This is a genomic window from Streptomyces sp. HSG2 (genome assembly GCF_016598575.1).
Classification (GTDB): domain Bacteria; phylum Actinomycetota; class Actinomycetes; order Streptomycetales; family Streptomycetaceae; genus Streptomyces.
This window is the reverse complement of the sequence record NZ_CP066801.1, coordinates 2,753,382-2,777,356: the sequence shown is the minus strand read 5'-3', so window position 1 is coordinate 2,777,356 and position 23,975 is coordinate 2,753,382. Positions and strand designations below refer to the sequence as shown.

Sequence of the window (23,975 nt, the reverse complement as noted above, 5' to 3'; positions counted from 1 at the left end):
CTCTGTTCAAGGACCTTGAGGGTCTCGGTGTTCGGGAGGGGCGAGGGTGACCAGGGCGGCGGGCGCGGCGATGCGCCGAATCCACGTGGGGAACGCGCTCAGCGCGTTCGGGCTCGGTTTCACCGTCCCCTACCTGTACGTCTACGTGGCGCAGGTACGCGGGCTCGGTTCGGTCGCGGCGGGGCTCGTGCTCGCGCTGTTCGCCGTGGCGGCCTTGGTCGTCCTGCCGTTCGCGGGGCGGGCCATGGTCCGGCGGGGCCCGCGGCCGGTGCTGTTGGCCGCACTCGTCGCGGCCTCCGTCGGTGCCATGGCCCTCGGAGTGTCCGAGCGGGCCGAGACCGTCCTGTCGGCCGCCGCCCTCCTCGGGGCCGGGCAGGCCGTGACGCAACCCGCCCTCGCTACCATGATCGTGGACTACTCCACCGCCGCGACCCGCTCCCGGGCGTTCGCGACCCAGTTCTTCTTGCAGAACCTCGGGCTCGGTGTCGGAGGTCTGATCGGAGGCCACCTGGTGGACCTCTCCGAGCCCACCTCCTTCACCCTGCTCTTCGCGGTCGAGGCTGCGATGTTCCTCCTCCTCGTGGCGGTCATGGCCACCGTGCGCTCGCCCCGGCCGCGCCTCGCCCCCGAGGGCGCGGGAGGTCTCCCGAGAATCGACGGGCGAGGCGCGCTCCGCGACGACAAGGCCATGGTGCGCCTGTGCGTGCTCGGCTTCGTCCTCTTCTTCGCCTGCTACGGCCAGTTCGAGTCGGGCCTGAGCGCCTACGGGGTGGAGGCCGCCGGTGTCTCCCCTTCCACGCTGGGCACCGCGCTCGCGGCGAACACACTGGTCATCGTGGTCGCCCAGTTCGCCGTGCTGAAGTTCGTGGAGCGCCGGAAGCGGACACGTGTGATCGCCGCCGTCGGCCTGATCTGGGCCGTCGCCTGGCTCATGGCGGGCTACGCCGGGCTGGGGCATGTGGGACAGGCGATGGCCGGCGCGGCGTTCGTCTCCACGTACGCGCTGTTCGGACTGGGCGAGGCGATGCTGGCCCCGACGGTCGCCCCGCTGGTCGCCGATCTGGCGCCGGACGGCCGGGCGGGCCAGTACAACTCCGCCTTCGCGCTGGTCAAGCAGCTCGCCCTGGCCATCGGGCCGGCCGTGGGCGGACCGATGGGAGCCACCCTGCACGCGCCCTACATCCTGTCGTTCCTACTGTTCTCCCTGGGGATATCGGTGCTCGCCCTGCGGCTCGGTCGGCGACTGACGGAGGCGCAGGACCACCCCTGGCGGGCGCGGAGCAGGGTGGTCGGAGGCGGCGGCGCCCCGGTGGGCCCCATCGCCTCGGTGGACGCCTGACCTCGTGCGGGGGCGGCGGCCACACCTCCTCCCGGGTCTCCGGGCGGGTTCGGCCGTCGCCCGTCCGCCCCTCAGGTCGGGGGCAGGAGGAACTCGCACCACACCGCCTTGCCTCCGCCGGGTGTGAGACGAGATCCCCAGGTGGAGGCGACCGTCGCGACGATCGCGACGCCCCGTCCGGACTCGTCGGCCGGCTCGGCCCTGCGCCGGCGGGGCAGGTGATCATCGCCGTCGGTGACCTCGATGATCAACCGCCGGTCGGTGCGACGCAGGCGCAATCGCATCGGAGGCGTCCCGTGCTGGAGCGAGTTGGCGACGAGTTCACTGGCGGCGAGCACACCCCGATCGTGCAGCTCGGTCGGGAAGCGCCAGCTGGTCAGGACACCGGAGGCGAAGGCCCGAGCACGGGGAGCGGCCTCCACCCCGCCCAGGAGTTCCAGCGCGGCGTCGCGGAAGAGATCGCTCTCGGCGTCGGTGCGCGCGGGGCGCTGGAGGACCAGCACCGCCACGTCGTCGTCGTGCTCGGGTGTGACACCGGAACGACGCACCAACCGGTCGCAGACCACCTGAGGGGGCCCGGTGGCTCCGGCCAAGGCGCCCTCCAGCATGGCGATGCCCTGATCGAGGTCCTCGTTTCGGCGCTCCACCAACCCGTCGGTGTAGAGGACGGCGGTGGAGCCCGGCCGCAGCGGCACCGAGCCCGAGGAGTGAATCCAGCCGCCCGTGCCCAGCGGTGGCCCGGTCGGCTCGTCGGCGCGGGACACCCGGCCCTCGTCGTCGCGGACCAGGATGGGCAGATGGCCCGCGGACGCGTACACCAGCTTGTCCTCGTGCGGGTCGTGGACGGCGTAGACGCAGGTGGCGATCTGGTGGGGGTCGATGTCCGCCGCGAGGCCGTCGAGGAGCTGGAGGACCTCGTGCGGCGGCAGGTCGAGGCGGGCGTACGCGCGCACCGCCGTGCGGAGCTGTCCCATGACGGCCGCGGCCCTGACCCCTCGGCCCATCACGTCCCCGATGACCAGGGCGGTGCGCCCCCCACCGAGCGTGATCACGTCGTACCAGTCACCGCCGACGGCGGCCTCCGTGCCCCCGGGGTGGTAGGTGGCGGCCACGCGCAGATCGTCGGGTTCCTCCAGCCGCTGCGGGAGCAGTGAACGCTGGAGGGTGACCGCCGCCTCGCGTTGGTGGCGCTCCCCCGCGCGCAGCCGCTCGGCGGCCTCGGCATGATCGGTGACGTCGACGGCGAAGACGAGCACACCCCGTTCGCCGTCCCCGCCTTGGGCGGCGGGCGCGCAGGTGAAGGTGTAGGAGCGGCCGTCGGGCGTCTTGCGGGACTTGAGGGTGCGGGGTCGGCCGCTGCGCGAGACCTGGTCAAGCAGGGGAAGGAGTCCCGGTTCGACCAACTCGGGGAGGGTGTCCCGAGCGGGCTCGCCGATCGGACGCTCCCCGAAGGCGGCCGTGTAGGCGTCGTTGACGTAGGCGAGGCGGTGGTCCGGACCGTGCACCAGGGCGACCAGGGCCGGGACGCGGTCGAGGACGTCGCGCACCGGCAGGTCGTCCACCCCGGGCATGGGGGGCGTCTCGCCGGCGGGCCGCCCCTCTCGGGGATCGGGAGCGGGGGTCCGTCCCGAGGGGTCGGCGGCGACCGCGGTGCTCTCCGCGCGCGCGGCGGCGCGGCGCTGCGTACCGGGGAAGCGGGCGCTCCAGCGCGTGAAGTTCACGGATCCTTGCCTCGTGTTCGTATCGGCGGCCGGCTCCGGATCCGGGCTCCGGGTGCCGCGTGGGACGAGCGGCGGCCCGCCCCGGGTGGTGGACCAAGTCTGGCAGGGCACCGGGGGCGACACCCTTCAGACGGGGAGGGGGACGGGTGAGTTCCCGAGATCGGCGGGGACGACCCCTTCGGGTGTGCGGGGTCTCTTCAGGAAGTCTTCCCTCGGTCACGGGTTCGGACTCCGCGCCGAGACGTTCGAGTGCGCCGTGGCCGTGAGGCGCCGACCGGAAGAGCGCGGTCCGGGCGGCGCGCGACCCTCCGCCCGCGCGGTCCGGTTCGCCCGCCGCGGGGAGCGAACCGACCCGGGACCGGGGGAGATCCGCCACGCCGAAGCGCCACGCGTCGTCCCGGGGCGAGAGAGCTCTCCGACGCGCGCCGACGTGCCCGCGCTCGGGAGCGAGATGGGGCGCATCGGGGCGTAAGCGACCCCTGCTCCGATCGGCGGGCGCTTGGTGCGGAACCCCCCCTTCTGAATTGACGGCAACTCAACTATGTTCGTGTGAACGGAATGTGGGGGGAGGGAGCGCCTCCGGGGCCGCGACGGCCGGCACGGGGGCGACGTCCCGCCGCTCCGACACTCGACGGCGGGAGAGTCTCCGGGGGGAGACGTCATTACCGGGGGATGGCCCATGCATGTTCACGACCCTCATCGATCGTTCATGTCCTCGGGCGCGCACGGCGCCGCGACGGACGCCGCGGCACACACCGGGCACGAGAGCGCCGCGCGGACGGCACCCCTGCGTGTCGACGCCCAGCGCAACCTGGAACACGTGCTCCGCGCGGCCCGCGAGGTCTTCGGGGAACTGGGCTACGGGGCGCCGATGGAGGACGTGGCCCGTCGTGCTCGAGTCGGCGTGGGCACGGTCTACCGGCGCTTCCCGAGCAAGGACGTACTGGTGCGGCGGATCGCCGCCGAGGAGACGGCCAGACTGACCGAACAGGCCCGCTCGGCGCTGGAACAGGAGAGCCGGGCGTTCGTGGCGCTCTCCCGCTTCCTTCGGCTGGCGGTGGCATCGGGGGCGGGACGCCTGCTGCCCCCCGAGGTGTTGCGGGTCGGTGTCGTGAAGGACGACCCTCGCGCCGGGGAGCCGCTGCCGCCGCCTCGGCGGAGCACGGGCGGACTCCGCACTCCGGCCACCGCGGCCGCGCCGGGCGTGCCGCGTGGCCCCGGTTCCCTCCCGGTACACCCTGGGGCCCCGGCCGCCGGGACGGCGGCGCTCCTGGAGGTCGTCGGACGGCTCGTCGAGCGGGCCCGGTCCGCGGGCGAGCTTCGCCCGGACGTGTCGGTGTCCGACGTGCTGCTGGTCATGGCCACCCCGGCGCCGACGTTGCCCGACCCGGCCCGGCAGACGGCCGCGTCGGGGCGGTTGCTGGACATCCTGCTGGACGGGCTGCGCTCGCGCTCCGGACCACCGACGACCCGTGCGAGCACCGTCGAGTGAGCGTCGGCGGGTGAGCGTCGGCGGGTGAGCGTCGGCGGGTGAGCGTCGGCGGGTGAGCGTCGGCGGGTGAGCGTCGGGACACGGGAGCGGCGCGTGTCCCGACCGACCGCGACCCGACCCCGCCCGAGCCCTCCCGCACCGGGCCCCGCGCTCCCGCCCAGTGGGCGGCCCGTGGGCCTCGGCCCCTGGGGTTCCCTCGGCGCGGGTGGGCCGGGTGCGCACGGTCTCGCTCCGGAACCGTGCGGTGCCGGGCCGGGCTCTCCCCGTGCCGGAGCCATGTGGTGGCACGAGGCCGAGGGGCCGGTGTCGCGGCGGCGCGGACACCCCGTACGGTCCGCCGCCCGGCCCGATCCGGTCCCGCCGCGCCGCGTCGCCCGCCGGCTGCCCGGCGCGTCGGGCTCTCCGCCCGCGCGGCCGCTCAGGCCCGGAGCGCGGGCGGAGAGCCACCGCCCGGCGCCCCGGGCCGTGGCGCCACCCCGGCGGGCACCGCCCGCGCCCGGCCGGGCGTGCCCGTCCAACACGTGCCCCTGCGGGAGAGCAGCCGGCCCAACCAGAGCTCCAGGGAGACCAGGTCCGCCAAGCCGTCCAGCGGCACCGGCTCCCCCACGGCCACGCCGCGCAACGCCCCGCGCACGACCCGCGCCTCCACGAGCCCCGCCTCCGCCAGCAACGGACGCTCGAACATCGCCAACAGGCGGTCCGCGGAGACCCGTACCCCCGCCCGTTCGCTCGCCGGCGTCGCCCCGGGCGGGGTCGGCGCGCCCCAGCCGTCGGGCAGACCGGACACGCCCGCCCCCTCCAGCACCGAGCGGAGGACGGCGCCCCGCGCCCCGGGGCGAACCCGCAGGGCCTCGGGCACCGCACGGCACGCCCGCACCACCTGGTTGTCGAGGAAGGGCGTGTGCAACCGCTGGGAGCGGACCTCCGCGGCCTGCTCCAACACCCTCACCTCGGCCGCCTCCCGGGCCATGGCGGCGCGGGCGCGGAAGTCGCCGGGCCGCCGCCCCGGACCGGCCCCCGACCGCTGTACCGCTCCCCTCAGGCGCGCCGAGACCTCCGCGAGCGCCTCGCCGGTCAGCCACGCCGCCGCCGGGCCGGGCCGCCCCCAGGTCAGCGCGGCGATCGAGGCCCCGCCGGCGCCGCCACCGACGTCCGGGCCGAAGTCGCCCGCGCCACCCTGGTGCGGAACGCCCCGGTCGGTCCACGCCGGTCGGGTGGCCGGTCGGCGGAGCAACTGCTCGGCCAGCTCCTCCAGTCCGGTGCGGTAGGGGGTCCGCGACAGCCGCCGCGCCGCCGCGTAGACGCGGGCGGGCACCATCACCGACCCGTCCGCCCGGCTGAGCGCGGCCACCGGACGCACCAGGTGGCGCCGTTTGCGGTCCATCAGAAGGTCGGCGAGGCGCGCCGGGTGGGCGTCGAGTGCTTGACGAGCGCCGTAGCCGGCGAAGTGGTCCGCGCTCCCCGCGGCCAGTCTGGCTCGCTGGCGGGCCGCCGTGACCAGGCAGGCGGCCGGTTCGTCCGTCAGCGGCACGTCCAGATCGGCGTAGGGGAGGGACTCCTCCTCGCCCGCGACGACGACGTGGCGGAGTCGGGGGTTGGCGGCGAGCGCGCCGGCCCGCTCCAGTTCCGACGTCGGTCGGGCGCCCGTGACGAGGTCGTTGAAGGTGACGGCGAGCAGCCGCTCGCCCGGGTCGACGCCGTGGCCGAGCACGGTCCCCGGCGCTCCCGGCAGTCCGGCGGCGAGCAGGGCCAGCGTCCCCGACGCCGGACCGCCGGAGAGGTCGGCCCCGATACCGGGCACGGGCATCCCCCGGGCGGCACGTCGTTCGGCGGGCCCCATGCCGGGCACCGGGCCGGGGTCGACGCCGGCCCCCGGCACGTGCCGGGGGGCGTCCAGCCGGGTCCGGACGGCGGTCACCAGGGCGTCCCGGACGGCGTCGACGGCCGTCCTGGGGTCGGCGGCGGGGGTCGCCACCGCGAGGGAGGCGGTCGGCTCGTAGTCGGCGATCTCCCGCGCGCCGGCCCGCAGGATCAGCGCGTGTCCGGGCGGGAGGCGTCGCACGCCCTCGTACGGGGTGGCGTCGCCGAGGGCGGCGGGGACGTGGGGCGCGGCCAGGAGGGCCGCCAGGTAGCCGAAGTCGAGGTCGGCCTCGACGAGGTCGGCCAGCGGCAACGCGGCCGTGGCGTACGCGGTTCCGCCCGCCCACGGCGTGTGGAAGACGGGGCGGGCGCCGGCCAGGTCTCCGCACACCATCAGCCGCCGCCCCACTCGCACGACGGCGGTGTAGCTGCCCGGCCAGGCCGTCAGGTGCCGGATGGCGCCGCCGCGCGCGGCGAGGAGGGCGACGCGCAGGTGCTCGTCGGAGGCGCCGCAGAGGCCGAGGACCGCGATCCGGGTGTGCGGGTCGACGCTGAGGACGCGTACCTCGTCGGGGCGCCAGTCCCCGACGGCCCACAACGGGTCCGGTCCGCCCCAGAGTGGTTGGGACCCCACGGGATGGGGCGCCTCGCCCTCGTATCCGGGGACTCCCTCGGTGCCGGTGTCCGCTCCGGCCGCCTCCGGGGCGGTGCCGCTCCATCCCACCAACCACCGCATCGCCGCCTCCAGGGGCCGTGCGCAACCAGTCCACCGTACGAACCGGCTCCCCATGCTGCCACGAAGGGCGCGCCCCCGAGCGCCGACCGGGCCCCGTGTGCTCCCCTGGATGCGCCCTTGCGAACACGGGGTCGCGGCGCCGGAGTGGCCGGGGAGGTATCAGGGGCGAGGGAAAACGCGCCGCAGGCGCGCCCCCGACAGCGCCCCTTCGCGCCGGGTCGGCGCACAAGTGCCGTGGTGGGAGCGGTCGCGTCACGCTTCCCACGGAGCCAATTTTCAGCCAATTCGCGGTCAGATCATCGCGGATGGACACGCTCTGTGCACACACCTGAGCGATTCCGCGATGATCCCGCGCTCCCCACGATCACGCACGGTCCGGGAGACGCCGCACGCCTCCCGGACCGGTCCGCCGCCCGCGGGGACGAAGGCGGCGGTGTCCCCCAGCCCGCTGGACCCAGTACAGCGGGCCGACCCACGCGTGACCATGCAACCGCGCACCCGTCGACCGGTGAAGAGCGCACGGGCGGGCGCACGGCCACACGCCCGGGAGCACACCACAACTGTCCGTAAATAGCCCGCACTTGAGTGCTAACCACAATCCCGCCAACCGGAAGTTTGCCTCTTAACGCCTGGGATGCGGCGAACTACGCTGGCCTTACGAATGCCGCGTGGTTATGCCGGCGCGGCAGCCGGCTGTGTCGAGGGGTGGCTCATGGCTAGGGAGCAACGCGGGCCGAACGAGAAGCTCGGGGCCGTCCTCGCCCTCGCGGGAATCTCCAACGCGGGGTTGGCCCGACGCGTCAACGACCTCGGTGCCCAAAGGGGGTTGACCCTTCGCTACGACAAGACGTCGGTGGCGCGGTGGGTGTCGAAGGGCATGGTCCCCCAGGGCGCGGCACCTCACCTGATCGCCTCGGCCATCGGCCAGAAACTGGGCCGTCCGGTCCCTCTGCACGAGATCGGGCTCGCGGACGCCGACCCCGCGCCCGAGGTCGGACTGGCCTTCCCCCGGGACGTGGCCCAGGCCGTGCGGTGCGCGACCGACCTCTACCGCCTGGACCTGGCCGGACGGCGCCAGGGGGGAGGGATCTGGCAGTCGCTGGCCGGTTCCTTCGCGGTGAGCGCCTACGCCACGCCCGCCTCGCGTTGGCTGATCACCCCGGCCGACACCTCGGTGGCCCGCGAGGAGACCCCCGCCGAAGGGCCGGGCGCGCCGACCCGGGTCGGCCACAGCGACGTCCGCAAGCTCCGCGAGGCGGCCGAGGACGCCCGCCGCTGGGATTCCAAGTACGGCGGCGGGGACTGGCGTTCCTCGATGGTCCCGGAGTGCCTGCGGGTCGAGGCCGCCCCCCTGCTCCTCGGCTGCTACTCGGACGAGGTCGGCCGCGCGCTGTTCGCCGCCTCCGCCGAACTCACCCGTCTCGCGGGCTGGATGGCCTTCGACACGGGTCAACAGGAGGCCGCCCAGCGCTACTACATCCAGGCGCTCCGGCTGGCACGGGCGGCGGCCGACGTCCCGCTGGGCGGCTACGTGCTCGCCTCGATGTCCCTCCAGGCCACCTACCGGGGCTTCGGCGACGAGGGCGTCGACCTGGCCCAGGCGGCGCTGGAACGCAACCGCGGTCTGGCGACCGCCCGCACCCTCAGCTTCTTCCGGCTCGTCGAGGCCCGCGCTCACGCGCGCGCGGGCGACGCCCAGGCCGCCGGCGGGGCCCTGCGGGCGGCCGAGAGCTGGCTGGAGCGGGCCCGCCCGGGCGACACCGACCCGGTCTGGCTCGGCTTCTACGGCTACGACCGCTTCGCGGCCGACGCGGCCGAGTGCTACCGGGACCTGAAGGCCCCGCGAGAGGTGCGCCGCTTCACGGAGCAGGCGTTGTCCCGCCCCACCGACGATTTCGTCCGGTCCCACGGCCTGCGCCTGGTCGTGTCCGCGGTGGCCGAGCTGGAGTCGGGGAACCTGGACGCCGCCTGCGAGCAAGGGGTGCGAGCGGTGGAGGTGGTGGGCCGGATCTCCTCCGTGCGCACCACCGAGTACGTCAAGGACCTGCTCCACCGGCTGGAGCCCTACGGCGACGAGCCCAGGGTCGTGGAACTGCGCGAACGCGCCCGTCCGCTCCTGATGACGACGGCCTGACCCGCCGCGCGCCGGAGCGGTGGGCCCGCACGCCCTCGGCGCCGCTCCACCACCGACCCGCGCCGCCCGCCGCCGTCCGGACCCCCCTTGTCACGTCCGCCGCACGGACCCGCCCGCACCGGGCCGGCCGCGGGCGGCGAGAGGGCCGGGCCGAGCGGGAGCCGGACCCCGGGTTTGAGGCGGTTGTCAGTGGCGCAGTGCACTATCGAACCCGGGAGGTGGAGCGGATGGTGCGGCGGACGGTCGCTCACGACTGCGACGTGCTGGTGGTCGGCGGCGGGATCGTCGGTCTCTCGACCGCCTGGGCGATCACCCGCGCGGCACCCGGCACCCGGGTCACCGTCCTGGAGAAGGAGGGCGGCCCGGCCCGCCACCAGACCGGTCGCAACAGCGGCGTCGTCCACAGCGGCGTCTACTACCGTCCGGGCTCCCTCAAGGCCCGCTACGCCGTCCGCGGCGCGGCCGACATGATCAAGTTCTGCGCCGAGTACGATGTCCCGCACGCCGTGCCGGGCAAGCTGATCGTGGCCACCGACCGCGCCGAGTTGCCCCGCCTGCACGCTCTGGCCCAGCGTGGCCGGGAGAACGGCATCCCCGTCCGCGAGTTGGGCACGGCACAGATGGCGGAGTACGAACCGGAGGTCGGCGGCCTCGCCGCGATCCACGTGCCGACCACCGGAATCTGCGACTACGCGGCGGTGGCCGGACGACTCGCGGCGGCCTCCGGGGCGGAGATCCGCTATGGGGCGCGTGTGCTGAGCGTCGACCGCCGCCCCTCCCTCGGAGTCGCCGTCCGGACGGGCTCCGGCGAGGTGGTCCGCGGCCGTCACCTGGTCAACTGCGCCGGCCTGCACAGCGACGAGATCGCCCGGGCGGCCGGAGACGACCCGGGAGTGCGGATCATCCCCTTCCGCGGCGAGTACTTCGAGCTGGCCCGCCCCGAGCTGGTGCGTGGGCTGGTCTATCCCGTCCCCGACCCGGCGTTCCCCTTCCTCGGCGTGCATCTGACCCGAGGCGTCGACGGGACCGTGCACGTCGGACCGAACGCGGTCCCCGCCCTGGCCCGGGAGGGCTACACCCCGGGCACCGTCCGACCCCGCGAGCTGGCGACCACGCTCGCCTGGCCCGGCTCCTGGCGCCTGGCCCGTCGTCACTGGCGGTACGGCGCCGGCGAGCTGCGGCGCTCCCTCTCCAAGAGGGCCTTCACCGAGTCGGTCCGCCGCCTCCTGCCCTCGGTGCGCGAGGACGACCTGCTGCCGACCGCCTCCGGCGTGCGAGCCCAGGCGGTGCCGGCCGACGGGACCCTGGCGGACGACTTCCTGATCACCGAGGGCCCGCGCACGACGCACGTGCTCAACGCGCCCTCCCCCGCCGCGACGGCGGCGCTGCCCATCGGGCGGGAGGTGGCCCGCCGGGTCCTCGACGCGCTTGACGAGCGGTAGGCCGCTTCCCGGCTCGGGGCGACGAGGCGGTGCCGCTCCCCGCCCGGCCCGGGCCGGGCCGGGCCGGGCCGGAGCGCCTCCGGGCGTCCGCCGTCCCTAGTCCGGCGCCTCCTCGTCCAACGGGAGTTCCACGAGGACGGTCGTCCCCTGGGGGCGGCGCGAGAGCAGCTTGATGGTGCCTCCCGCGGCCTCGATCCGAACCCGGAGCGAGGCGAGGCCGATGTGGCCACGCCGGATGCTGCTCTCCAGGGCGTCGGGGCGGATGCCGCGCCCGTCGTCCTCGACACGCAGGAGAAGTCGGCCGTTCCTGACCCGCAGGTCGACGAGGCAGCTGTGGGCGTCCGCGTGCTGTGCGACGTTGTTCAGCAGCTCGTGCGCCGCGTTGAAGGCGACCCGCTCCGCCTCGAACCGCGGGATGGTGCCGAACCGGGCCTGGATCCGCAGGTCCGCGCGTTGCTCCGTGTTCTGCACCAGGCGGCGCACCGCCCCCTCCAGCCCCAGGTGCTCCAGGATGACCGGATGCAGCTCGGTCAGCACCGAGCGCATCTGCCGACTCGCCTCGGCGAGCGTCTCCTCGGCCCGTTCCAGGGGCTCGGTCGTCCCGGTCGTGCGCGCCTCCTCGATCTCGTGGCGGGCGGCGAGGACGTTCTGCAGGCTCTCGTTGTGGAGGTACTCGGCAAGGCTGCGGCGTTCCCGCTCGGCGGCGTCCATCGCCTGCCCGAGCAGCTCCCGGCCGTTGGCCATCAACCTGCCGACGCTGCGGGCGCGGTCCCGTTGGACCCTGGAGAGCAGGGTGCAGATGAACCCCAGCAACACCAGGTGCACCACGTACACGACGATCGGCCACCAACTGTCCGGACTGCCGAATTCCAGGACCACCGCCGGCACGAACACCGCCGCGCTCGCGGCCGTCATCACCGCGGTGACCCCGGGTCGCAGCTGGAAGGCGGCCAGGACGGGGATCAGGAAGAAGGCGTCGCCGACCGGCGGATGGGTGATGTCGGGGGTCTGGAACCCCCCGGAGATGGCCAGAAGGCTTCCGAGGGCCAGCAGGTCGATCAGAAGCAGCCGCCAGGTGGCCTCCGTGGGGCGGTGGTCGGGCCGCCAGATGCGCCACAGCACGATCCCCGCCCACAGCGCGTAGACGACGAGGACCACTCCGCACAGGTGCTCGTTGCGTCGGGGCGGGAACAGGATGAGCTGCACGGCGACCAGAACCACGATCACCAGACGCAGAATGCTCTGGACCCGCTCGCCGACCAAGGCCTGGGCCTCGGCCTGGGATTCCAGATAGCCCCCCGCCCGAGCGGGTCGCCGGCTCCTGCCTGCTGCAGCGGTCACGGTCACTTCCCGAGGGTCCGATCGGCCTGCGTCACTCGAGGAGGCCGCGCCGCATGCCCTCGGCGACGGCCGCGGCCCGGTCGCTCACCTCCAGCTTCTCGTAGAGCCGCTGGGTGTGCGTCTTGACGGTGCTCGGTGCCAGGTAGAGCTCCTCGGCGATCTCGGGGATGCTCCGTCCCTCGGCGAAGGCCCTCAGCACCTGTGTCTCACGCTCGCTGAGCGCCACCCGGTCGGCTTCCGCCCGGCGCCTGACCTGGTCCATCAAGCCTTTGGTGAGGTCGCTGGGCAGCACCGTGCCGCCCCGGGAGACCTTGGTGACCGTCTCGGTGATCTCGCGGACCGAGGCGTCCTTGGCGAGGTATCCCGCCGCCCCCTCCCGCACGGCGTCGAACACCAGGGCGTCGTCGGTGAAGGCGGAGAGCAGCACCGACCGCACCGGAAGCCCCTCGCGGGCCACGGCCCGGATCACCGCTATGCCGTCGAGCTTCGGCATCTGATAGTCCACGAGAGCCACGTCCGGCTCGTGCTCGCGGATCAACTCCAGGGCCTCCATGCCGTCCGCGGCCTCGGCCACGACCTGCACCTGGCCGCTCTGGTCCAAAGCCCGGGTCACACCCGCCCGATAGACGGGGTGATCGTCGGCCACGACCACTCGTACGCGCTGCACACCTGTCTGCATGGGCTCACCTTCGTCAGCAGAGGCCCTTTTCCTCCATTCTGTAACACCGAACGGCTTTTGACCGCCCAGCGCGTCGACGCGAGGCCGCCGGGACCCGGCCGCCGGAAGTCCCACACCCTCCTCCCGCCCCCGAACCGGGGCCTCCCCCGGTCGGGTGACCCGGTCTCCCCCGATCACCGGACCCGGCCTTTCGCCCCGTCACCGACCCACACGGGGGACCCCCGCCGCTCCCGGCCGGGACCAGACTTCGAGGAAAGCCGGTAGCGCGGTGGGACGAGAACCTCCCGGTGTCCGCCCCCCGTACAACGGAGTCGGGCCCCACCCGCGTATCCGTGATCGACGCACGAGGAGACCCCACATGACCGTCTCGGACGACCTCACGGTCCGCCTCGGGACACGGCTCGACCGCGACCACCGAGACGCCCTGGGCGAGGAACACGGCGGATGGATCGGCGACCAGGCGTCGACCGTGACGCTCGCCGTGACCGGCGTGATCGTCGGAGTGGCCATCATCGCCAGCGTGGCGGCCCCGGTCGTGGCGGCCACCATAGGCAGCGGCTGACGACCCGGAAGGAGGGCCCACCATGAGCACCGAAACGGTCCTCGCCGCTCTGACCGCCGAGGCACTCGACGAGAACGATCCGGGTCGGCACGTCGGCCGGGTGAGCACCACCCTCATCGCCGTGACCGTGTCCGTGGGCATGAGCGTCGTCGGCGTGTTGGCGGCCGGCGCCCCCGTGGCGACCATGTACGCCGTGACCGTGTTCGGCTGACCACAACCCCCCATCGCGAGGGCGCGACCGACAACGCTCCCCTCGGTGCCGGAGACCACACGGGTCACCGGCAGAGAACCGACAAGGAGAACGGAGACCCCCGTGAACGCCACCACCCCCCTGCGGACCACCCTCGACAACGCGGCTCCCGGCGACCTCCACGAGGACCAGCCGGGCCGGCACACCCGACAACGGAGCCTCGTGGCCGCCAGTCCGCTCGCGGTCATGAGCGCGGGTGTGGCCGTCTACGTCGTCTGCGGGGTCGCCTACGCGACGGCCGCCCACACCGGCTGACCGCCCGACGGGGCCATGGGGGACCGACGGCGTATGCCATCGGAACCCATGGCCCCGCCCCTCGACCGGACCCGGGCATCGAAGGCCTCGCCCCTGGCGTGTCTCCCCGCCGGAGAGCGCCCGGGGCATCCGGCGAAGGAGGCCCGCCGGCGTCCTGGACCGCAAGGCGTCACGCGCGCGTCGCGCGTCGCCCGCAGCCCCGCCCCGAGGCGGCGCAGCCCGACACGACCACCGGATAAGGGCCCGCCATGAGCACCGAAACGATCCTCGCCGCTCTGACCGCCGAGGCACTCGACGAGAACGATCCGGGTCGGCACGTCGGCCGGGCGAGCACCACCCTCATCGCCGTGACCGTGTCCGTGGGCATGAGCGTCGTCGGCGTGTTGGCGGCCGGCGCCCCCGTGGCGACCATGTACGCCGTGACCGTGTTCGGCTGACCACAACCCCCCATCGCGAGGGCGCGACCGACAACGCTCCCCTCGTCCGGAGACCACCCGGGTCGCCGGAGAAACAGAGAACCGACAAGGAGAACGGAGACCTCCCGTGAACGCCACCACCCCCCTTCGGACCGCCTTGGACGGCGCGGCTCCCGGCGACCTCCGCGAGGACCAGCCGGGCCGGCACGCACAGGCATCGGCCCCCGTGACCTTCACCCCGGCCGCGGCCGTGTGCGCCGGCCTCTCCGTCGGGGCCTTGACCGGGGCCGCCTACGGAGTGGCCGAAGCCGTCGACGGCTGACCGCCCGACGGGGCCGAAGTCAGGATGGCGTATGCCGTCCGGACTTCGGCCCCGCGCCTCGACCGGACCCGAGAAGCGAAAGCCTCTCCGCGCCGGTCTCCGCACCGAAGGGCGCGCCCGAGGCATCCGGCGAAGGAAGCGTCCCGCCGTCCTGGGTCCCGGGACGGCGGGAAGAGACGCGTACGCGAGTCGCGCATCGCCCCATCCCGAGGCGGCGAAGCCCGACACGACCACCGGAGGAAGGCACACCATGGTCGGCACCGAGACAGTCATGGCGAACCAGGACCCTCGGGAACTCGACGAGCACGCCCCGAGTCGGCACACCGACCCGCCGATCCCGACGCTGGTCATGGCCGCCATGGCGCACGCCGCCGGCGCCGGCGTGACGACCATCGGAGCCGCCATGGCCGCCACCGTGGGCCTCGCGCACGCCGTCACCGTCACCTGAGGCGCCCCACCGACTCGCGCCGGGAGGGCCGCCCGCTGGGTCGCGGGCGGCCCTCCCGGCGCGCCTCGGTCTCAGGGGGGCGCGGTGCCGTCTGCGGCCTTGCGGGCCACCGGGCGGCCGGAGTCCTCCTCGGCCGGGCGGAGCGGGATGTACGGGGAGACGAAGACGATCTGCGGCTCCTCCGACGGGTCGTGACCGGCCGCGCGGGCCAGCGCGAACTGGAATCCCTTGATTCCCGGCGCGCCGGAGCGGTTGACCCGGTCGCGGATGAACTCCACCAGCATGCGGTAGGCCGGGTGGTGGGCGGCGACCTCGAAGCCGTCGCCCAGCACGGTGAGGACCTCCTGGCAGAGGTCGAAGATGGCCTTCTCCGCGCGCCGGCCGGGGAACCACACGAACTGCGCCAGCCGCCGCTCGTTGATCACCTCGACCATCTGCCAGGGCGAGGTCTCCCGGTCGTAGCTCAGCGTCCGGTAGAGGAACTGGTAGTCGTGCTGCGCCGGGGTCGGCGCGAAGAAGCGCCAGTTCGGCAGGAGGACGGACGTCTTGTCCAGCTTGTTCACCCGGGCGAACATCTGGTTGGGATGCTGTGCCGCCAGCGTGCTCAGGAGCATGCCGCTGCACACCAGACGGGTGATCCCGCCCGGCCCGGTGAAGACGCTGCTCACGGATGTCACAGCCATGTGATCACTCATTCCGGGCTTCGGTCGCGGGCGAGCCGTCCTCGGACGGGATGGGCCGCGCCGCGACGGCTTCGTCGTCGTCGGCGGCGTCCTTCTCCCGGACCGCCCCGATGTCCTGCAGGAAGGTGACGATGTGCCGGGACGTCTGCTGGGCGAAGCGCGGGTTGGTCACCAGCGACTCGTGACCCGCGAGCGGGATCGTCACCGAGCGCACGACACGGCCGTCGCCCTCGTGGGCCTGACCGGTCTCCTCGCACAGTTGCGCGTGCACGGGGTCGTGGGTGACGGTCTTCTCCGCGGTGATCACCAGGGCGTGGCTCGACTGCTTCCCCAGCGGCCCCTCGAAGGCGCGGAAGTCCTCCTCGGCGGCCTTCCACTCCCGGCGTCCCGCCCACCACATCCGACTGTCGGCGTACTGGGCGAACGCCCGGGGGCGCATCCCGGCCGGCAGGTCGCCCACCCACTCCGGGTGCGGCATGAGCACGCCCATGCCGCTGCGCAGGCTGGTGGTGACGATCCCAAGGGAGCTGTCCAGCTGTGCGGCGGTCTCGCTCTGCGCCTCCGACCGCTGCAACTCCTCGGGGTGGGAGCTGTCGATGTAGACGATGGCGCTCACCCGGTCGCCGAGCCGCAGCGCGGCCCGTCGGGCGATCTCCCCGCCCAGCGAGTGGCCGGCGAGGACGACCCGCCGCCCCTCGGGGGCGACCTCGTCGATCAGGTCGATCAGGTCGTCGACGGACTCGTTCAGGGTGTACGGCTCCGACCCGGAGTAGTAACTGGGCCCGGTCCCCGCCCGGCTGTAGGTGACCACGTCGCTGCGGCCGTCGTCACCGAGCGTCTGGAGCAGCCAGCCGAACATCTCCGGCGAGGCGGCGAGGCCGGTGCAGAAGACGACCACGGGCCGGTCGCCCTCGGCGGTGCCGTCCGTGCGGAAGTAGCTGATCCGATTGCCGTGTCGGGTGGCCACGCTCTTGCTGCCGGGCCAGCTGTCCCGGACCCACTGCCGCCGGTCGGCGGCGCGCAGGAAGCCGATGGCGACGGCCGCGGCCAGGGCGATGCCGGCGGCCTTCACCGCGGTGTCGTCCCGACCGGCCACCTCGGGGCGGGAGCGCGGGGTGGTCGTGTAGGCGACCGCGGGGTGCATCGCCGTGAACGACGTGAAGAAGCGGCCCAACCCCATGAAGTAGCCGTTGGCGGCGTGGAAGGCCGCCGCGCTGACGACCATCGGCCGGACCAGGTGCCTGCCGGGGAGGTAGACCAGCGGGAAGAGGCACTCCAGGGCGAGCACGCTGTGCGCCAGCAGGCGTCCGGGAACCGGGTGGTCGTGCGCCCAGCGCCACATGCCCTCGTGGCCGTATGTCCGGGTCCGCATGATGCCGGGCAGCGCCTGGCCGCCCCGCCACTCGGGACCGAGGAGTTTGACCCATCCGGAGACGGCGTAGGAGAGGTTGGACTGGAGGGCGACGTACCAGAGCAGGGCGTCCCGCACCTGGGGCACCCGGGACAGCCGGGCCGCCCCCATCGCGATCTGTACCAGGACCGCCACCTGGTCCGAGCCGTCGGTGCCGTACCGCCGTCGGGCGTAGAGACCGACGTTGACCAGTCCCAGGAACAGGTTGGCCGCTCCACGCCACCGGCCGTTGCCGGGCAACAGCAGCGAGGCCGCGGCGACGGCCTGGCCGGCGAAGAGCGCGTTGGTCGTCCGCCGGTCGCCGATGATGTCCAGGACCTTGCGACGAAGCGGGGAGTAGACCACCAGGGCGTCACGGGCTATGTCCCAGTCGTTCAGCCCACCGGGCTGCCGATCCTCCGGGCGCCGCAGGTATTCGAGGCTGGAGACCAGTGTCGTCGTCGCCGCGAGGCGCTCCGCGACGCCCATGGCCCGCTCGCGGGACACGGGTATCGGGCCCAGGAAAAACGACATGGCCTTCGCAGGCAGATTGCGCGCCTTCGGCATCCGCCCCTCCAAAAGGTCGGGCACCGCCAGAATCCCCCGACATCGTGACGATGCGGTCGATGTGCCTACTCACCAGACTAGGAACGAATGAGACATCGGGCGAATTATGAGCAACGATGTCTTGTGACCGATATGTCCACCGGGTGAGGCCGGCCCGTGCGCGGCCCCCGTCGCCCGCGCGGCGGGTGTGAGCCGTGGCCGGGCCCCGATGGCGACGGCGCCCGGCGAGAACCTCGCGGCGGACATCGCCAGTCCGGCACACGACAGGGGTACGAATGAACAGACCAGCCCCCGAGCCGATCGCCGCGACCGCTCCCCCGGACGCGCGCGCCGGAACCCGGAGCGCCTCCGTGTGGAGGATGGCGGGCGCGCATCGCACCCTTCTCGTCGTCGGCACCCTGATCGGTGTCATCGGCGTGTCCGCCGGGCTCGCGCAGCCGTACGTCATCGGCCTGTTGGTCCGTTCCGCGGGTCTCGGCGAGTCACTGGCCTGGCCGGTCACCGTGCTCTGTCTGCTGTTCCTGGCGGACGCGGTGTTCAGTTCCCTTCAGGCCTATCTGATCGGACGGGCCGGCGAGAACATCGTCCGGGACGTGCGAGGGATGCTGTCGGGGCGTCTGCTGCGGGCCAGGCTCGCCGCGTTCACCACCCATCCGCAGGGGGACGTGCAGACCCGGATGGTCACCGATACCTCACTGGTCCGGATCGCGCTGTCCCAGAGCCTGGCGCAACTGACGATCAACGGCTTCATGACCATCGGTGGTGTGGTCCTGATGTTCATCATCGATCCCTGGCTGATGCTCATCACCCTGGGCTGTCTGGCCGTCGCCAGTGTCGTGGCCCTGCTGATCGCGCGGCGTCTGCGCCACGCGGCGTTGCGGAACCGGGAGGACACCGGGGACTTCGGCATCGGCATCCAGCGCGTGCTCAGCGCCCTGCCCACGGTGAAGGCCGCCCGGGCCGAGGGGCGTGAGCAGGAACGGCTCGCGGAACTGGCCGCCCGGGCCCGTCACTCCGGTGTCCGGGTCGGCGCCCTCAACGCCCTCATGGCGCCGGCGATGAACGTGGGGTTGCAGGCGTCCCTGGCGATCACGGTCGCGGTCGGGATGACCCGGGTGGCCGGCGGCGGCATGGAGCTCGCAGACCTGACCGCGTTCATCATGTACCTGTTCTACATGGTGTCGCCGTTGGTCGTGGTGTTCATCTCGATCGGGCAGTTCCAGCAGGGTCGCGCGGCCGTGCAGCGCGTCACGGAGCTGGCCGAGATCCCGCAGGAGCCGGACCCGGTGGCGACGCGACCCGCGCCCGCCGACCTGGACCGGCACCACGACCCGGCGGTTCGCTTCGACGACGTGTCCTTCGGCTACGCCGGCCCCGACGGCCCGCAGGCCCTCTCCCGGGCGAGCTTCGCCATCCCGGCACGCGGGCTGAGCGCCATCGTCGGCCCCTCCGGGGCCGGGAAGTCGACGCTGTTCCATCTCATCGAGCGCTTCTACGAGCCCACCTCGGGCCGCATCGAGCTGGCCGGCCAGGCACTCGACTCGCTGTCCCTCGAAGCCCTCCGATCGCACATCGGCTATGTCCAGCAGGACACCGCCGCGATGAGCGGCACGATCCGCGAGAACCTCGTCTACGCCCACCCCGAGGCCACGCCCTCGCAGATCGACGAGGCGGTGCGGAAGGCCCAGCTCGCCGACGTCGTGGCGGCGCTGCCCGAAGGCCTGGAAACCCAGCTCGGCGACCAGGGAGCGGGCCTGTCCGGAGGAGAGCGGCAGCGGCTCAGCATCGCCCGGGCGTTCCTGCAGCACCCGTCCGTGTTGCTGCTGGACGAGGTGACCTCCCACCTGGACGCGCGGTCCGAGAGCGCGTTGCGGGACGTCCTCGGCGAGCTGTCCCGGGAGTGCGCGATCGTCGCCATCGCCCACCGGCTCTCCACCGTGGTGGCCGCCGACCAGATCCTGGTCCTCAGCGAGGGTCGCGTGCGGGCGACGGGCACGCACCGGGAGCTGCTGGCGGCCGACTCGCTGTACCGGGAGCTGGCCGGGACGCAGTTCGGCGAGCAGAGCGACCACGCGTCCCCCGAGGGGCCCGGCCGGTAGAAGGCGGCGGGGTTCCGCCCCCGGGGCCGTGGGGCACCGGCGGCGGAGAGGCGGGACGGGGGCGGCAAGAGGGCGGGGCCCGGCGCGTGATCGAGGCACGGGCGCGGGATGCGGTGCGAAGACGGGGCCGGGCGGCCCGGCTGCCCCGGTCCGCCTGCCCCACCCCAGCCGGGAGGTCGTAAAATCGACCCACTGTGTCCGACTCGCCCCACGCCCCCGCACCGACCGCCGCCACGGCGGGCCCCGGCACGTCCGCCACCCCTCTGGGCGGCGACGGCCCCTCCGCCACACCTCCGCGCCCAACTCGGGCCCAGCGCGAGCCCCGCTTCCCGGAGGGGCCCGCCGCCGACCCCGCCGGTGCCCACTTCGACCGCCGGATCCGCAGCTTCCAACCCCGCCGGAGCCGAGTCACCGCGAGCCAGGCGGACGCCCTGCGGCGCCTGTGGCCGACCTGGGGCGTCGACGTCGACGGCCGGCGGGTGCTCGACCTCGCCGAGCTGTTCGGCGACGGCGGGCCGGTCGTACTGGAGATCGGCTTCGGCATGGGGGAGGCCACGGCCGAGATGGCCGCCGCCGACCCGGACACCAACATCCTCGCCGTGGACGTCCACACCCCGGGCCAGGGCAGCCTCCTCTCCCTGGCGGAGCGCGAGGGGCTGCGCAACGTCCGGGTGGCCAACGGCGACGCGATCATCCTGCTGAGCGAGATGCTGCCGCCCCACTCCCTCGCCGGCCTGCGCGTCTACTTCCCCGACCCCTGGCCCAAGAAGCGGCACCACAAACGTCGCTTGATCCAGCCCGAGTTCCTCGGTCTGGCGGCGTCCCGGCTCCGCGCGGGCGCGATCCTGCACTGCGCCACCGACTGGGAGCCCTACGCCGAGCACATGCTCGACGTCCTCACCCGCCACCCCGACTTCGCGAACACCCGCCCCGACGGCGGCTTCGCCGCGCGCCCCGCCCACCGACCCCTGACCCGCTTCGAGGCGCAGGGGCTCGACAAGGGGCACCGGGTGAACGACCTGCTCTTTCGACGTGTGGACCCCACGCGAGGCTGAGTCTCCCCGTCGGGACCCGCCGGTCGGCCCGCGACCCCGGCGCGTGTCGACCGACGCTCCCATCCCGGGGTGCCGGGACGGGACCGACGGAAACGGATCGACGCGGCCCCGGACGGGAGCGGATTGAACCGGCCCGCTCCGGGGCAACCGTCAGGGCGTGAGGCCCTTGTCCCGCAGCCAGGCCAGCGGATCCACACCGGAGGAGGAACCCCCGGGGCGGACCTCCATGTGCAGATGCGCACCGGTCACGTTGCCGGTGGCACCGACCCGACCTATGACGTCCCCGGTGGCGACCTTCTGGCCGACGCCGACACTGATCGAGGACTGGTGCGCGTACCAGACCTCGGTGCCGTCGTCGAGGGTGAGGACGGTCTTGTAGCCGTAGCTGCCGTCCCACCCCGCGAAGGTGATCGTGCCGCTGTGCACGGCCTTGAGGAGCGTTCCGGTGGGGGCGGCGAAGTCGACACCCGTGTGATAGCCCGACGACCAGTACGCGCCGGCCTGACCGAAGGAGGAGGAGATGGTGTACGAGGAGGTGGGCAGCGTGTACTGCTTGGCGAGCTTCGCCAGCCGCTCCTCCTCGGCCTTCTTCCGCGCTTCCTCGTCGGCCTTCGCCTTCGCGGCGGCGGCCTCGGCGGCTGCTTCCTCGGCGGCCTTGGCGGCGGCCTCGGCCGCCTCCTTCTCCGCGGCGGCGCGCGCCTCCGCGGCGACCTGGGTGTCCACCTGTTCCTGCTGCTTCTCGGCCTGCGCCACGATCCGGGCGCGCAGGGCCTCGCCGGCGTCGGAGGCGCCGTCGGCGCTGTCCGTGGCGGTCATCCCGATCGTGGTGAGCGGGGCCGGGGTCTCGGGGACGGTGTCCTCGTCCGCGATCACGGAGCCGACGTGCGACAGGTCGGGCAGCGAGATGGCGACCGGCGCCTTGCCCGTCTGCGCGGTGGCGAGGCCACCGGCGCCGACGGCGGCGATGACACCCACGCCGAGGACGGTGGAACTGCGGGCGAGACCGCCGCGCTGCTTGGCCACCCGGTGCCGGCCCCGGACGGGGCGGACGGACTCGGCGGTGGGGTTCCACTCCTCCCACCCGCCGCCGTCACCCTGGGGGGCGCCGTGGACGAATGTGTCGCCGTCGCGTCGGTCGGAGGGCCGGCCACCCGGCTGGTCGTGCACGAACGGGGCCTCGGGAGCAGGCCGGTTGGACGCCACGTGGGCGCACTCCTTTCCTTCCGTCATCGCCTACCGGGTTAGCTGACGGGTTCGGAGCGGGAAGGTCTCCTACGCGCGTATACCCGCCGTGTCTCCACGGCCGGACACGCTCGATTCACCCCATGTGGTGGTTCCCCGGTTCCTGGCATCTCTGCACGGGATTCGGCGCGTGCGCACGGGGCCGACATCTGTGACGGCTGGGACGACCGCGCTGCGTTATCGAACGTTAATAGACGGGGGGTGCGGATTCCAAGTCGTTCCCCTTGATCGTTGCCGATTTCGGCACGCCCATTGGGGACTTGAGGGTCCGAAACAGGGCAAGGCACCCTCCGCGCACCCCCCCGGAACCCGCGGGGCCCGCCCCAACACAGTTGACATACCGTCAAGAGCCGTGCTCCGGGCTACGGGAAGATCACCGAGCGTGAGAGTCCCGGATCGCTTCGCGGCAGCCGGCGAGACGGACCAAGGGAAAACCGTGGCGACCCGACGGAAAAGAGCACCGGCCGGAATCCCTGGGGATTCCGGCCGGTGTCCATCAGTAGCGGGGACAGGATTTGAACCTGCGACCTCTGGGTTATGAGCCCAGCGAGCTACCGAGCTGCTCCACCCCGCGTCGGTGTGCCACCAGTGTACGCCATTCGCGGGGGTGCCCGCGCACGGGTCACCGGGGGCGTCCGAAGCGGGCACCCCCGCCTCCCCTCTCTCTCCCGAGCCGACCGCCCTCCACCCCTCCCCCGGCCCCGGCCTACACCCCCATGGCGCCCGCCGCCACGCCCCGCGTCGGACGCCGAACCGCCGCCGACCTCACGAGGGGCGGGTCAGATGCGCGTTGGGCGCCTCGGCACGTCGCGCGTACTCCTCCAGGACGACCACGTCGGCGCCGCCGGACGCCAACACCCCGCCGCCGTCCGCCCCTGACACGAAGGTGTCCGGCTCCCGCCACGCCGTCACCACACGACGCACGCCGGCCTCCAGCAGCAGCCGGGCACAGGGCAGCGGGCGGGAGGATCGGCGGGCGCAGGGCTCCAGACTGCTGTAGACGGTGGCCGTCGCCAGTCGGGCGTCGGCCCGATCGACCTTCGCCAGAGCCGCCTCCTCGGCGTGCGCGGCCGGATCGCCGCCCTCCCGCGAGTGACCGCGGGCGAGTTCGGTGCCGTCTGCCGCGACCACCACCGCTCCCACGCTGAACGCCGTACGGGACGGGGGGCATCGGGTCGCCAGGTCGCAGGCGAGGGCCAGCCAATGCCGATCGGCCGGCGCGACCTCGCCGCCCGCACCGGGGGCGGTCGGCACATAGCGGGCCAGGACGACGTCCCCGATCGTCCGGGACTCCAACAACCGCAGGCGCCCCCGCTGGTAGGCGGCCGGCCCGAACAGGCGGGGCGCGTCCGGGTCACCGACCAGGACCGGGGCGAACACCAGGTGGAGTTCGTCGACGAGGCCCTCCGACAGCAGTCGGGTGTGGACGACGCCGCCCCCCTCGACCATCAGCCGACGCACTCCGCGCGCCTCGCGCAGATGCCGCAGCGCCGCGGGCCAGTCCACCTCCGCCCCCAACGCGACGACATCGGCTGCGACGCCCAGCGCCCGCGCCCGCGCGGCTCCCCGGTCGGTGGTCAGGAGCAGCCGCTCACCGCCGGTGCGCCAGAAGGCGGCGGCGGGATCCAGTTCGCCGGTCGCGCTGACGGTGACCTTGAGCGGGAACTCCGGACGCCCCTCGGCGACCCGCGCCGCCCTCCGCCGCGCGGATCCGACCAACAGACGGGGGTTGTCCGCCCGGATCGTGCCGGCACCGACCAGGATGGCGTCGGACCAGGCCCGCACCTCGTCGACGCGGTCGAAGTCGTCGGGGCCGGAGAGCACGAGCCGGTCGGGGGACGTGTCGTCCAGGAAGCCGTCGAGGGAGACGGCGGCGGACAGCAGGACATAAGGGAGGGGCATCAGGACCTCCGGGGGACGGTCGACCCGCGACCGCGGGCGG

Annotated in this window: 20 protein-coding genes, 1 tRNA gene and 1 riboswitch; of the genes, 12 read left to right on the top strand and 9 right to left on the bottom strand. The window is 73.7% G+C overall.

Annotated features, from left to right (window positions below; translation table 11 throughout):
- The first annotated feature begins 70 nt into the window (after positions 1-70).
- Positions 71-1,339, top strand: a complete 1,269-nt coding sequence (locus JEK78_RS11715) for an MFS transporter (protein ID WP_200264117.1) — start codon at positions 71-73, stop codon at positions 1,337-1,339.
- 71 nt (positions 1,340-1,410) lie between these two features.
- Here JEK78_RS11715 and JEK78_RS11710 read toward each other — a convergent pair whose 3' ends face one another.
- Entirely contained in the window at positions 1,411-3,060 is a 1,650-nt protein-coding gene (locus tag JEK78_RS11710) for a SpoIIE family protein phosphatase (RefSeq protein ID WP_200258242.1), read from the bottom strand.
- A 679-nt stretch (positions 3,061-3,739) separates the two neighbouring features.
- Between JEK78_RS11710 and JEK78_RS11705 the strand changes: the two genes are divergently transcribed.
- On the top strand, positions 3,740-4,552 hold the full coding sequence (locus JEK78_RS11705; protein WP_200258239.1) for a helix-turn-helix domain-containing protein: 813 nt from the start codon (positions 3,740-3,742) through the stop codon (positions 4,550-4,552).
- Positions 4,553-4,970: 418 nt separating this feature from the next.
- On the opposite strand, the gene JEK78_RS11700 is transcribed toward JEK78_RS11705, so the two are convergent.
- The gene (locus JEK78_RS11700; protein WP_200258237.1) at positions 4,971-7,148 is read right to left on the bottom strand and encodes an asparagine synthase-related protein; all 2,178 of its coding nucleotides are present in this window, start codon (positions 7,146-7,148) and stop codon (positions 4,971-4,973) included.
- A 712-nt stretch (positions 7,149-7,860) separates the two neighbouring features.
- Here JEK78_RS11700 and JEK78_RS11695 point away from each other — a divergent pair.
- On the top strand, positions 7,861-9,282 hold the full coding sequence (locus JEK78_RS11695; protein WP_200258235.1) for an MFS transporter: 1,422 nt from the start codon (positions 7,861-7,863) through the stop codon (positions 9,280-9,282).
- Positions 9,283-9,509: 227 nt separating this feature from the next.
- Positions 9,510-10,724 carry an L-2-hydroxyglutarate oxidase gene (gene lhgO / locus JEK78_RS11690; RefSeq protein WP_200264116.1) on the top strand — a complete coding sequence of 405 codons (1,215 nt, stop codon included), beginning with the start codon at positions 9,510-9,512 and terminating at the stop codon, positions 10,722-10,724.
- Between the two features lie 96 nt (positions 10,725-10,820).
- Here lhgO and JEK78_RS11685 read toward each other — a convergent pair whose 3' ends face one another.
- Positions 10,821-12,065, bottom strand: a complete 1,245-nt coding sequence (locus JEK78_RS11685; RefSeq protein WP_200258233.1) for an ATP-binding protein — start codon at positions 12,063-12,065, stop codon at positions 10,821-10,823.
- A gap of 31 nt (positions 12,066-12,096) precedes the next feature.
- Positions 12,097-12,744, bottom strand: coding sequence for a response regulator transcription factor (locus JEK78_RS11680; protein WP_200258231.1), 648 nt, complete (start codon positions 12,742-12,744; stop codon positions 12,097-12,099).
- A gap of 358 nt (positions 12,745-13,102) precedes the next feature.
- Between JEK78_RS11680 and JEK78_RS11675 the strand changes: the two genes are divergently transcribed.
- The 6 genes from JEK78_RS11675 to JEK78_RS11650 all read left to right on the top strand — a co-directional run bounded on the left by JEK78_RS11675 (position 13,103) and on the right by JEK78_RS11650 (position 14,997).
- Positions 13,103-13,306 (top strand): hypothetical protein, encoded by a 204-nt coding sequence (locus JEK78_RS11675; RefSeq protein WP_200258230.1) that lies wholly within the window; start codon positions 13,103-13,105, stop codon positions 13,304-13,306.
- 22 nt (positions 13,307-13,328) lie between these two features.
- Positions 13,329-13,517 carry a hypothetical protein gene (locus tag JEK78_RS11670; RefSeq protein WP_200258229.1) on the top strand — a complete coding sequence of 63 codons (189 nt, stop codon included), beginning with the start codon at positions 13,329-13,331 and terminating at the stop codon, positions 13,515-13,517.
- Positions 13,518-13,619: 102 nt separating this feature from the next.
- Positions 13,620-13,811: a hypothetical protein gene (locus tag JEK78_RS11665; RefSeq protein WP_200258228.1), complete on the top strand. Its 192-nt coding sequence runs from the start codon at positions 13,620-13,622 to the stop codon at positions 13,809-13,811.
- A gap of 248 nt (positions 13,812-14,059) precedes the next feature.
- The gene (locus JEK78_RS11660) at positions 14,060-14,248 is read left to right on the top strand and encodes a hypothetical protein (protein WP_200258226.1); all 189 of its coding nucleotides are present in this window, start codon (positions 14,060-14,062) and stop codon (positions 14,246-14,248) included.
- 106 nt (positions 14,249-14,354) lie between these two features.
- Positions 14,355-14,549 carry a hypothetical protein gene (locus tag JEK78_RS11655; RefSeq protein WP_200258224.1) on the top strand — a complete coding sequence of 65 codons (195 nt, stop codon included), beginning with the start codon at positions 14,355-14,357 and terminating at the stop codon, positions 14,547-14,549.
- Positions 14,550-14,799: 250 nt separating this feature from the next.
- A complete protein-coding gene (locus JEK78_RS11650) occupies positions 14,800-14,997 on the top strand; it encodes a hypothetical protein (RefSeq protein WP_200258221.1) in 198 nt (65 codons plus the stop codon).
- 71 nt (positions 14,998-15,068) lie between these two features.
- On the opposite strand, the gene JEK78_RS11645 is transcribed toward JEK78_RS11650, so the two are convergent.
- Both JEK78_RS11645 and JEK78_RS11640 read right to left on the bottom strand, forming a co-directional pair.
- Positions 15,069-15,680 carry a hypothetical protein gene (locus tag JEK78_RS11645; RefSeq protein WP_242483043.1) on the bottom strand — a complete coding sequence of 204 codons (612 nt, stop codon included), beginning with the start codon at positions 15,678-15,680 and terminating at the stop codon, positions 15,069-15,071.
- 4 nt (positions 15,681-15,684) lie between these two features.
- On the bottom strand, positions 15,685-17,661 hold the full coding sequence (locus JEK78_RS11640) for an alpha/beta fold hydrolase (RefSeq protein WP_242483042.1): 1,977 nt from the start codon (positions 17,659-17,661) through the stop codon (positions 15,685-15,687).
- A gap of 251 nt (positions 17,662-17,912) precedes the next feature.
- On the opposite strand from JEK78_RS11640, the gene JEK78_RS11635 reads away from it, so the two are divergent.
- Together JEK78_RS11635 and trmB are read left to right on the top strand one after the other, a co-directional pair.
- Positions 17,913-19,736 carry an ABC transporter ATP-binding protein gene (locus JEK78_RS11635; protein ID WP_242483041.1) on the top strand — a complete coding sequence of 608 codons (1,824 nt, stop codon included), beginning with the start codon at positions 17,913-17,915 and terminating at the stop codon, positions 19,734-19,736.
- A 263-nt stretch (positions 19,737-19,999) separates the two neighbouring features.
- Positions 20,000-20,791: a tRNA (guanosine(46)-N7)-methyltransferase TrmB gene (gene trmB, locus JEK78_RS11630; protein WP_200264113.1), complete on the top strand. Its 792-nt coding sequence runs from the start codon at positions 20,000-20,002 to the stop codon at positions 20,789-20,791.
- A 150-nt stretch (positions 20,792-20,941) separates the two neighbouring features.
- Here trmB and JEK78_RS11625 read toward each other — a convergent pair whose 3' ends face one another.
- From JEK78_RS11625 to JEK78_RS11615, 3 genes are all read right to left on the bottom strand, one after another.
- Complete coding sequence (locus JEK78_RS11625; protein WP_200264112.1) at positions 20,942-21,994, bottom strand: M23 family metallopeptidase; 1,053 nt, start codon at positions 21,992-21,994, stop codon at positions 20,942-20,944.
- Between the two features lie 12 nt (positions 21,995-22,006).
- Positions 22,007-22,172, bottom strand: a riboswitch (cyclic di-AMP (ydaO/yuaA leader).
- A 361-nt stretch (positions 22,173-22,533) separates the two neighbouring features.
- A tRNA-Met gene (locus JEK78_RS11620) sits at positions 22,534-22,607 on the bottom strand.
- 191 nt (positions 22,608-22,798) lie between these two features.
- Positions 22,799-23,935: a dihydrofolate reductase family protein gene (locus tag JEK78_RS11615; RefSeq protein WP_200258216.1), complete on the bottom strand. Its 1,137-nt coding sequence runs from the start codon at positions 23,933-23,935 to the stop codon at positions 22,799-22,801.
- Between the last annotated feature and the right edge of the window lie 40 nt (positions 23,936-23,975).

Excerpts from the sequence above, each read along its gene's own strand:
- JEK78_RS11715 (WP_200264117.1), top strand. The coding sequence starts at position 71 with ATGCGCCGAATCCACGTGGGGAACGCGCTCAGCGCGTTCGGGCTCGGT.
- JEK78_RS11705 (WP_200258239.1), top strand. The coding sequence starts at position 3,740 with ATGCATGTTCACGACCCTCATCGATCGTTCATGTCCTCGGGCGCGCAC.
- JEK78_RS11700 (WP_200258237.1), bottom strand. The coding sequence starts at position 7,148 with ATGCGGTGGTTGGTGGGATGGAGCGGCACCGCCCCGGAGGCGGCCGGA.
- JEK78_RS11695 (WP_200258235.1), top strand. The coding sequence starts at position 7,861 with ATGGCTAGGGAGCAACGCGGGCCGAACGAGAAGCTCGGGGCCGTCCTC.
- lhgO (WP_200264116.1), top strand. The coding sequence starts at position 9,510 with ATGGTGCGGCGGACGGTCGCTCACGACTGCGACGTGCTGGTGGTCGGC.
- JEK78_RS11680 (WP_200258231.1), bottom strand. The coding sequence starts at position 12,744 with ATGCAGACAGGTGTGCAGCGCGTACGAGTGGTCGTGGCCGACGATCAC.
- JEK78_RS11675 (WP_200258230.1), top strand. The coding sequence starts at position 13,103 with ATGACCGTCTCGGACGACCTCACGGTCCGCCTCGGGACACGGCTCGAC.
- JEK78_RS11670 (WP_200258229.1), top strand. The coding sequence starts at position 13,329 with ATGAGCACCGAAACGGTCCTCGCCGCTCTGACCGCCGAGGCACTCGAC.
- JEK78_RS11660 (WP_200258226.1), top strand. The coding sequence starts at position 14,060 with ATGAGCACCGAAACGATCCTCGCCGCTCTGACCGCCGAGGCACTCGAC.
- JEK78_RS11650 (WP_200258221.1), top strand. The coding sequence starts at position 14,800 with ATGGTCGGCACCGAGACAGTCATGGCGAACCAGGACCCTCGGGAACTC.
- JEK78_RS11645 (WP_242483043.1), bottom strand. The coding sequence starts at position 15,680 with ATGGCTGTGACATCCGTGAGCAGCGTCTTCACCGGGCCGGGCGGGATC.
- JEK78_RS11635 (WP_242483041.1), top strand. The coding sequence starts at position 17,913 with ATGAACAGACCAGCCCCCGAGCCGATCGCCGCGACCGCTCCCCCGGAC.
- JEK78_RS11615 (WP_200258216.1), bottom strand. The coding sequence starts at position 23,935 with ATGCCCCTCCCTTATGTCCTGCTGTCCGCCGCCGTCTCCCTCGACGGC.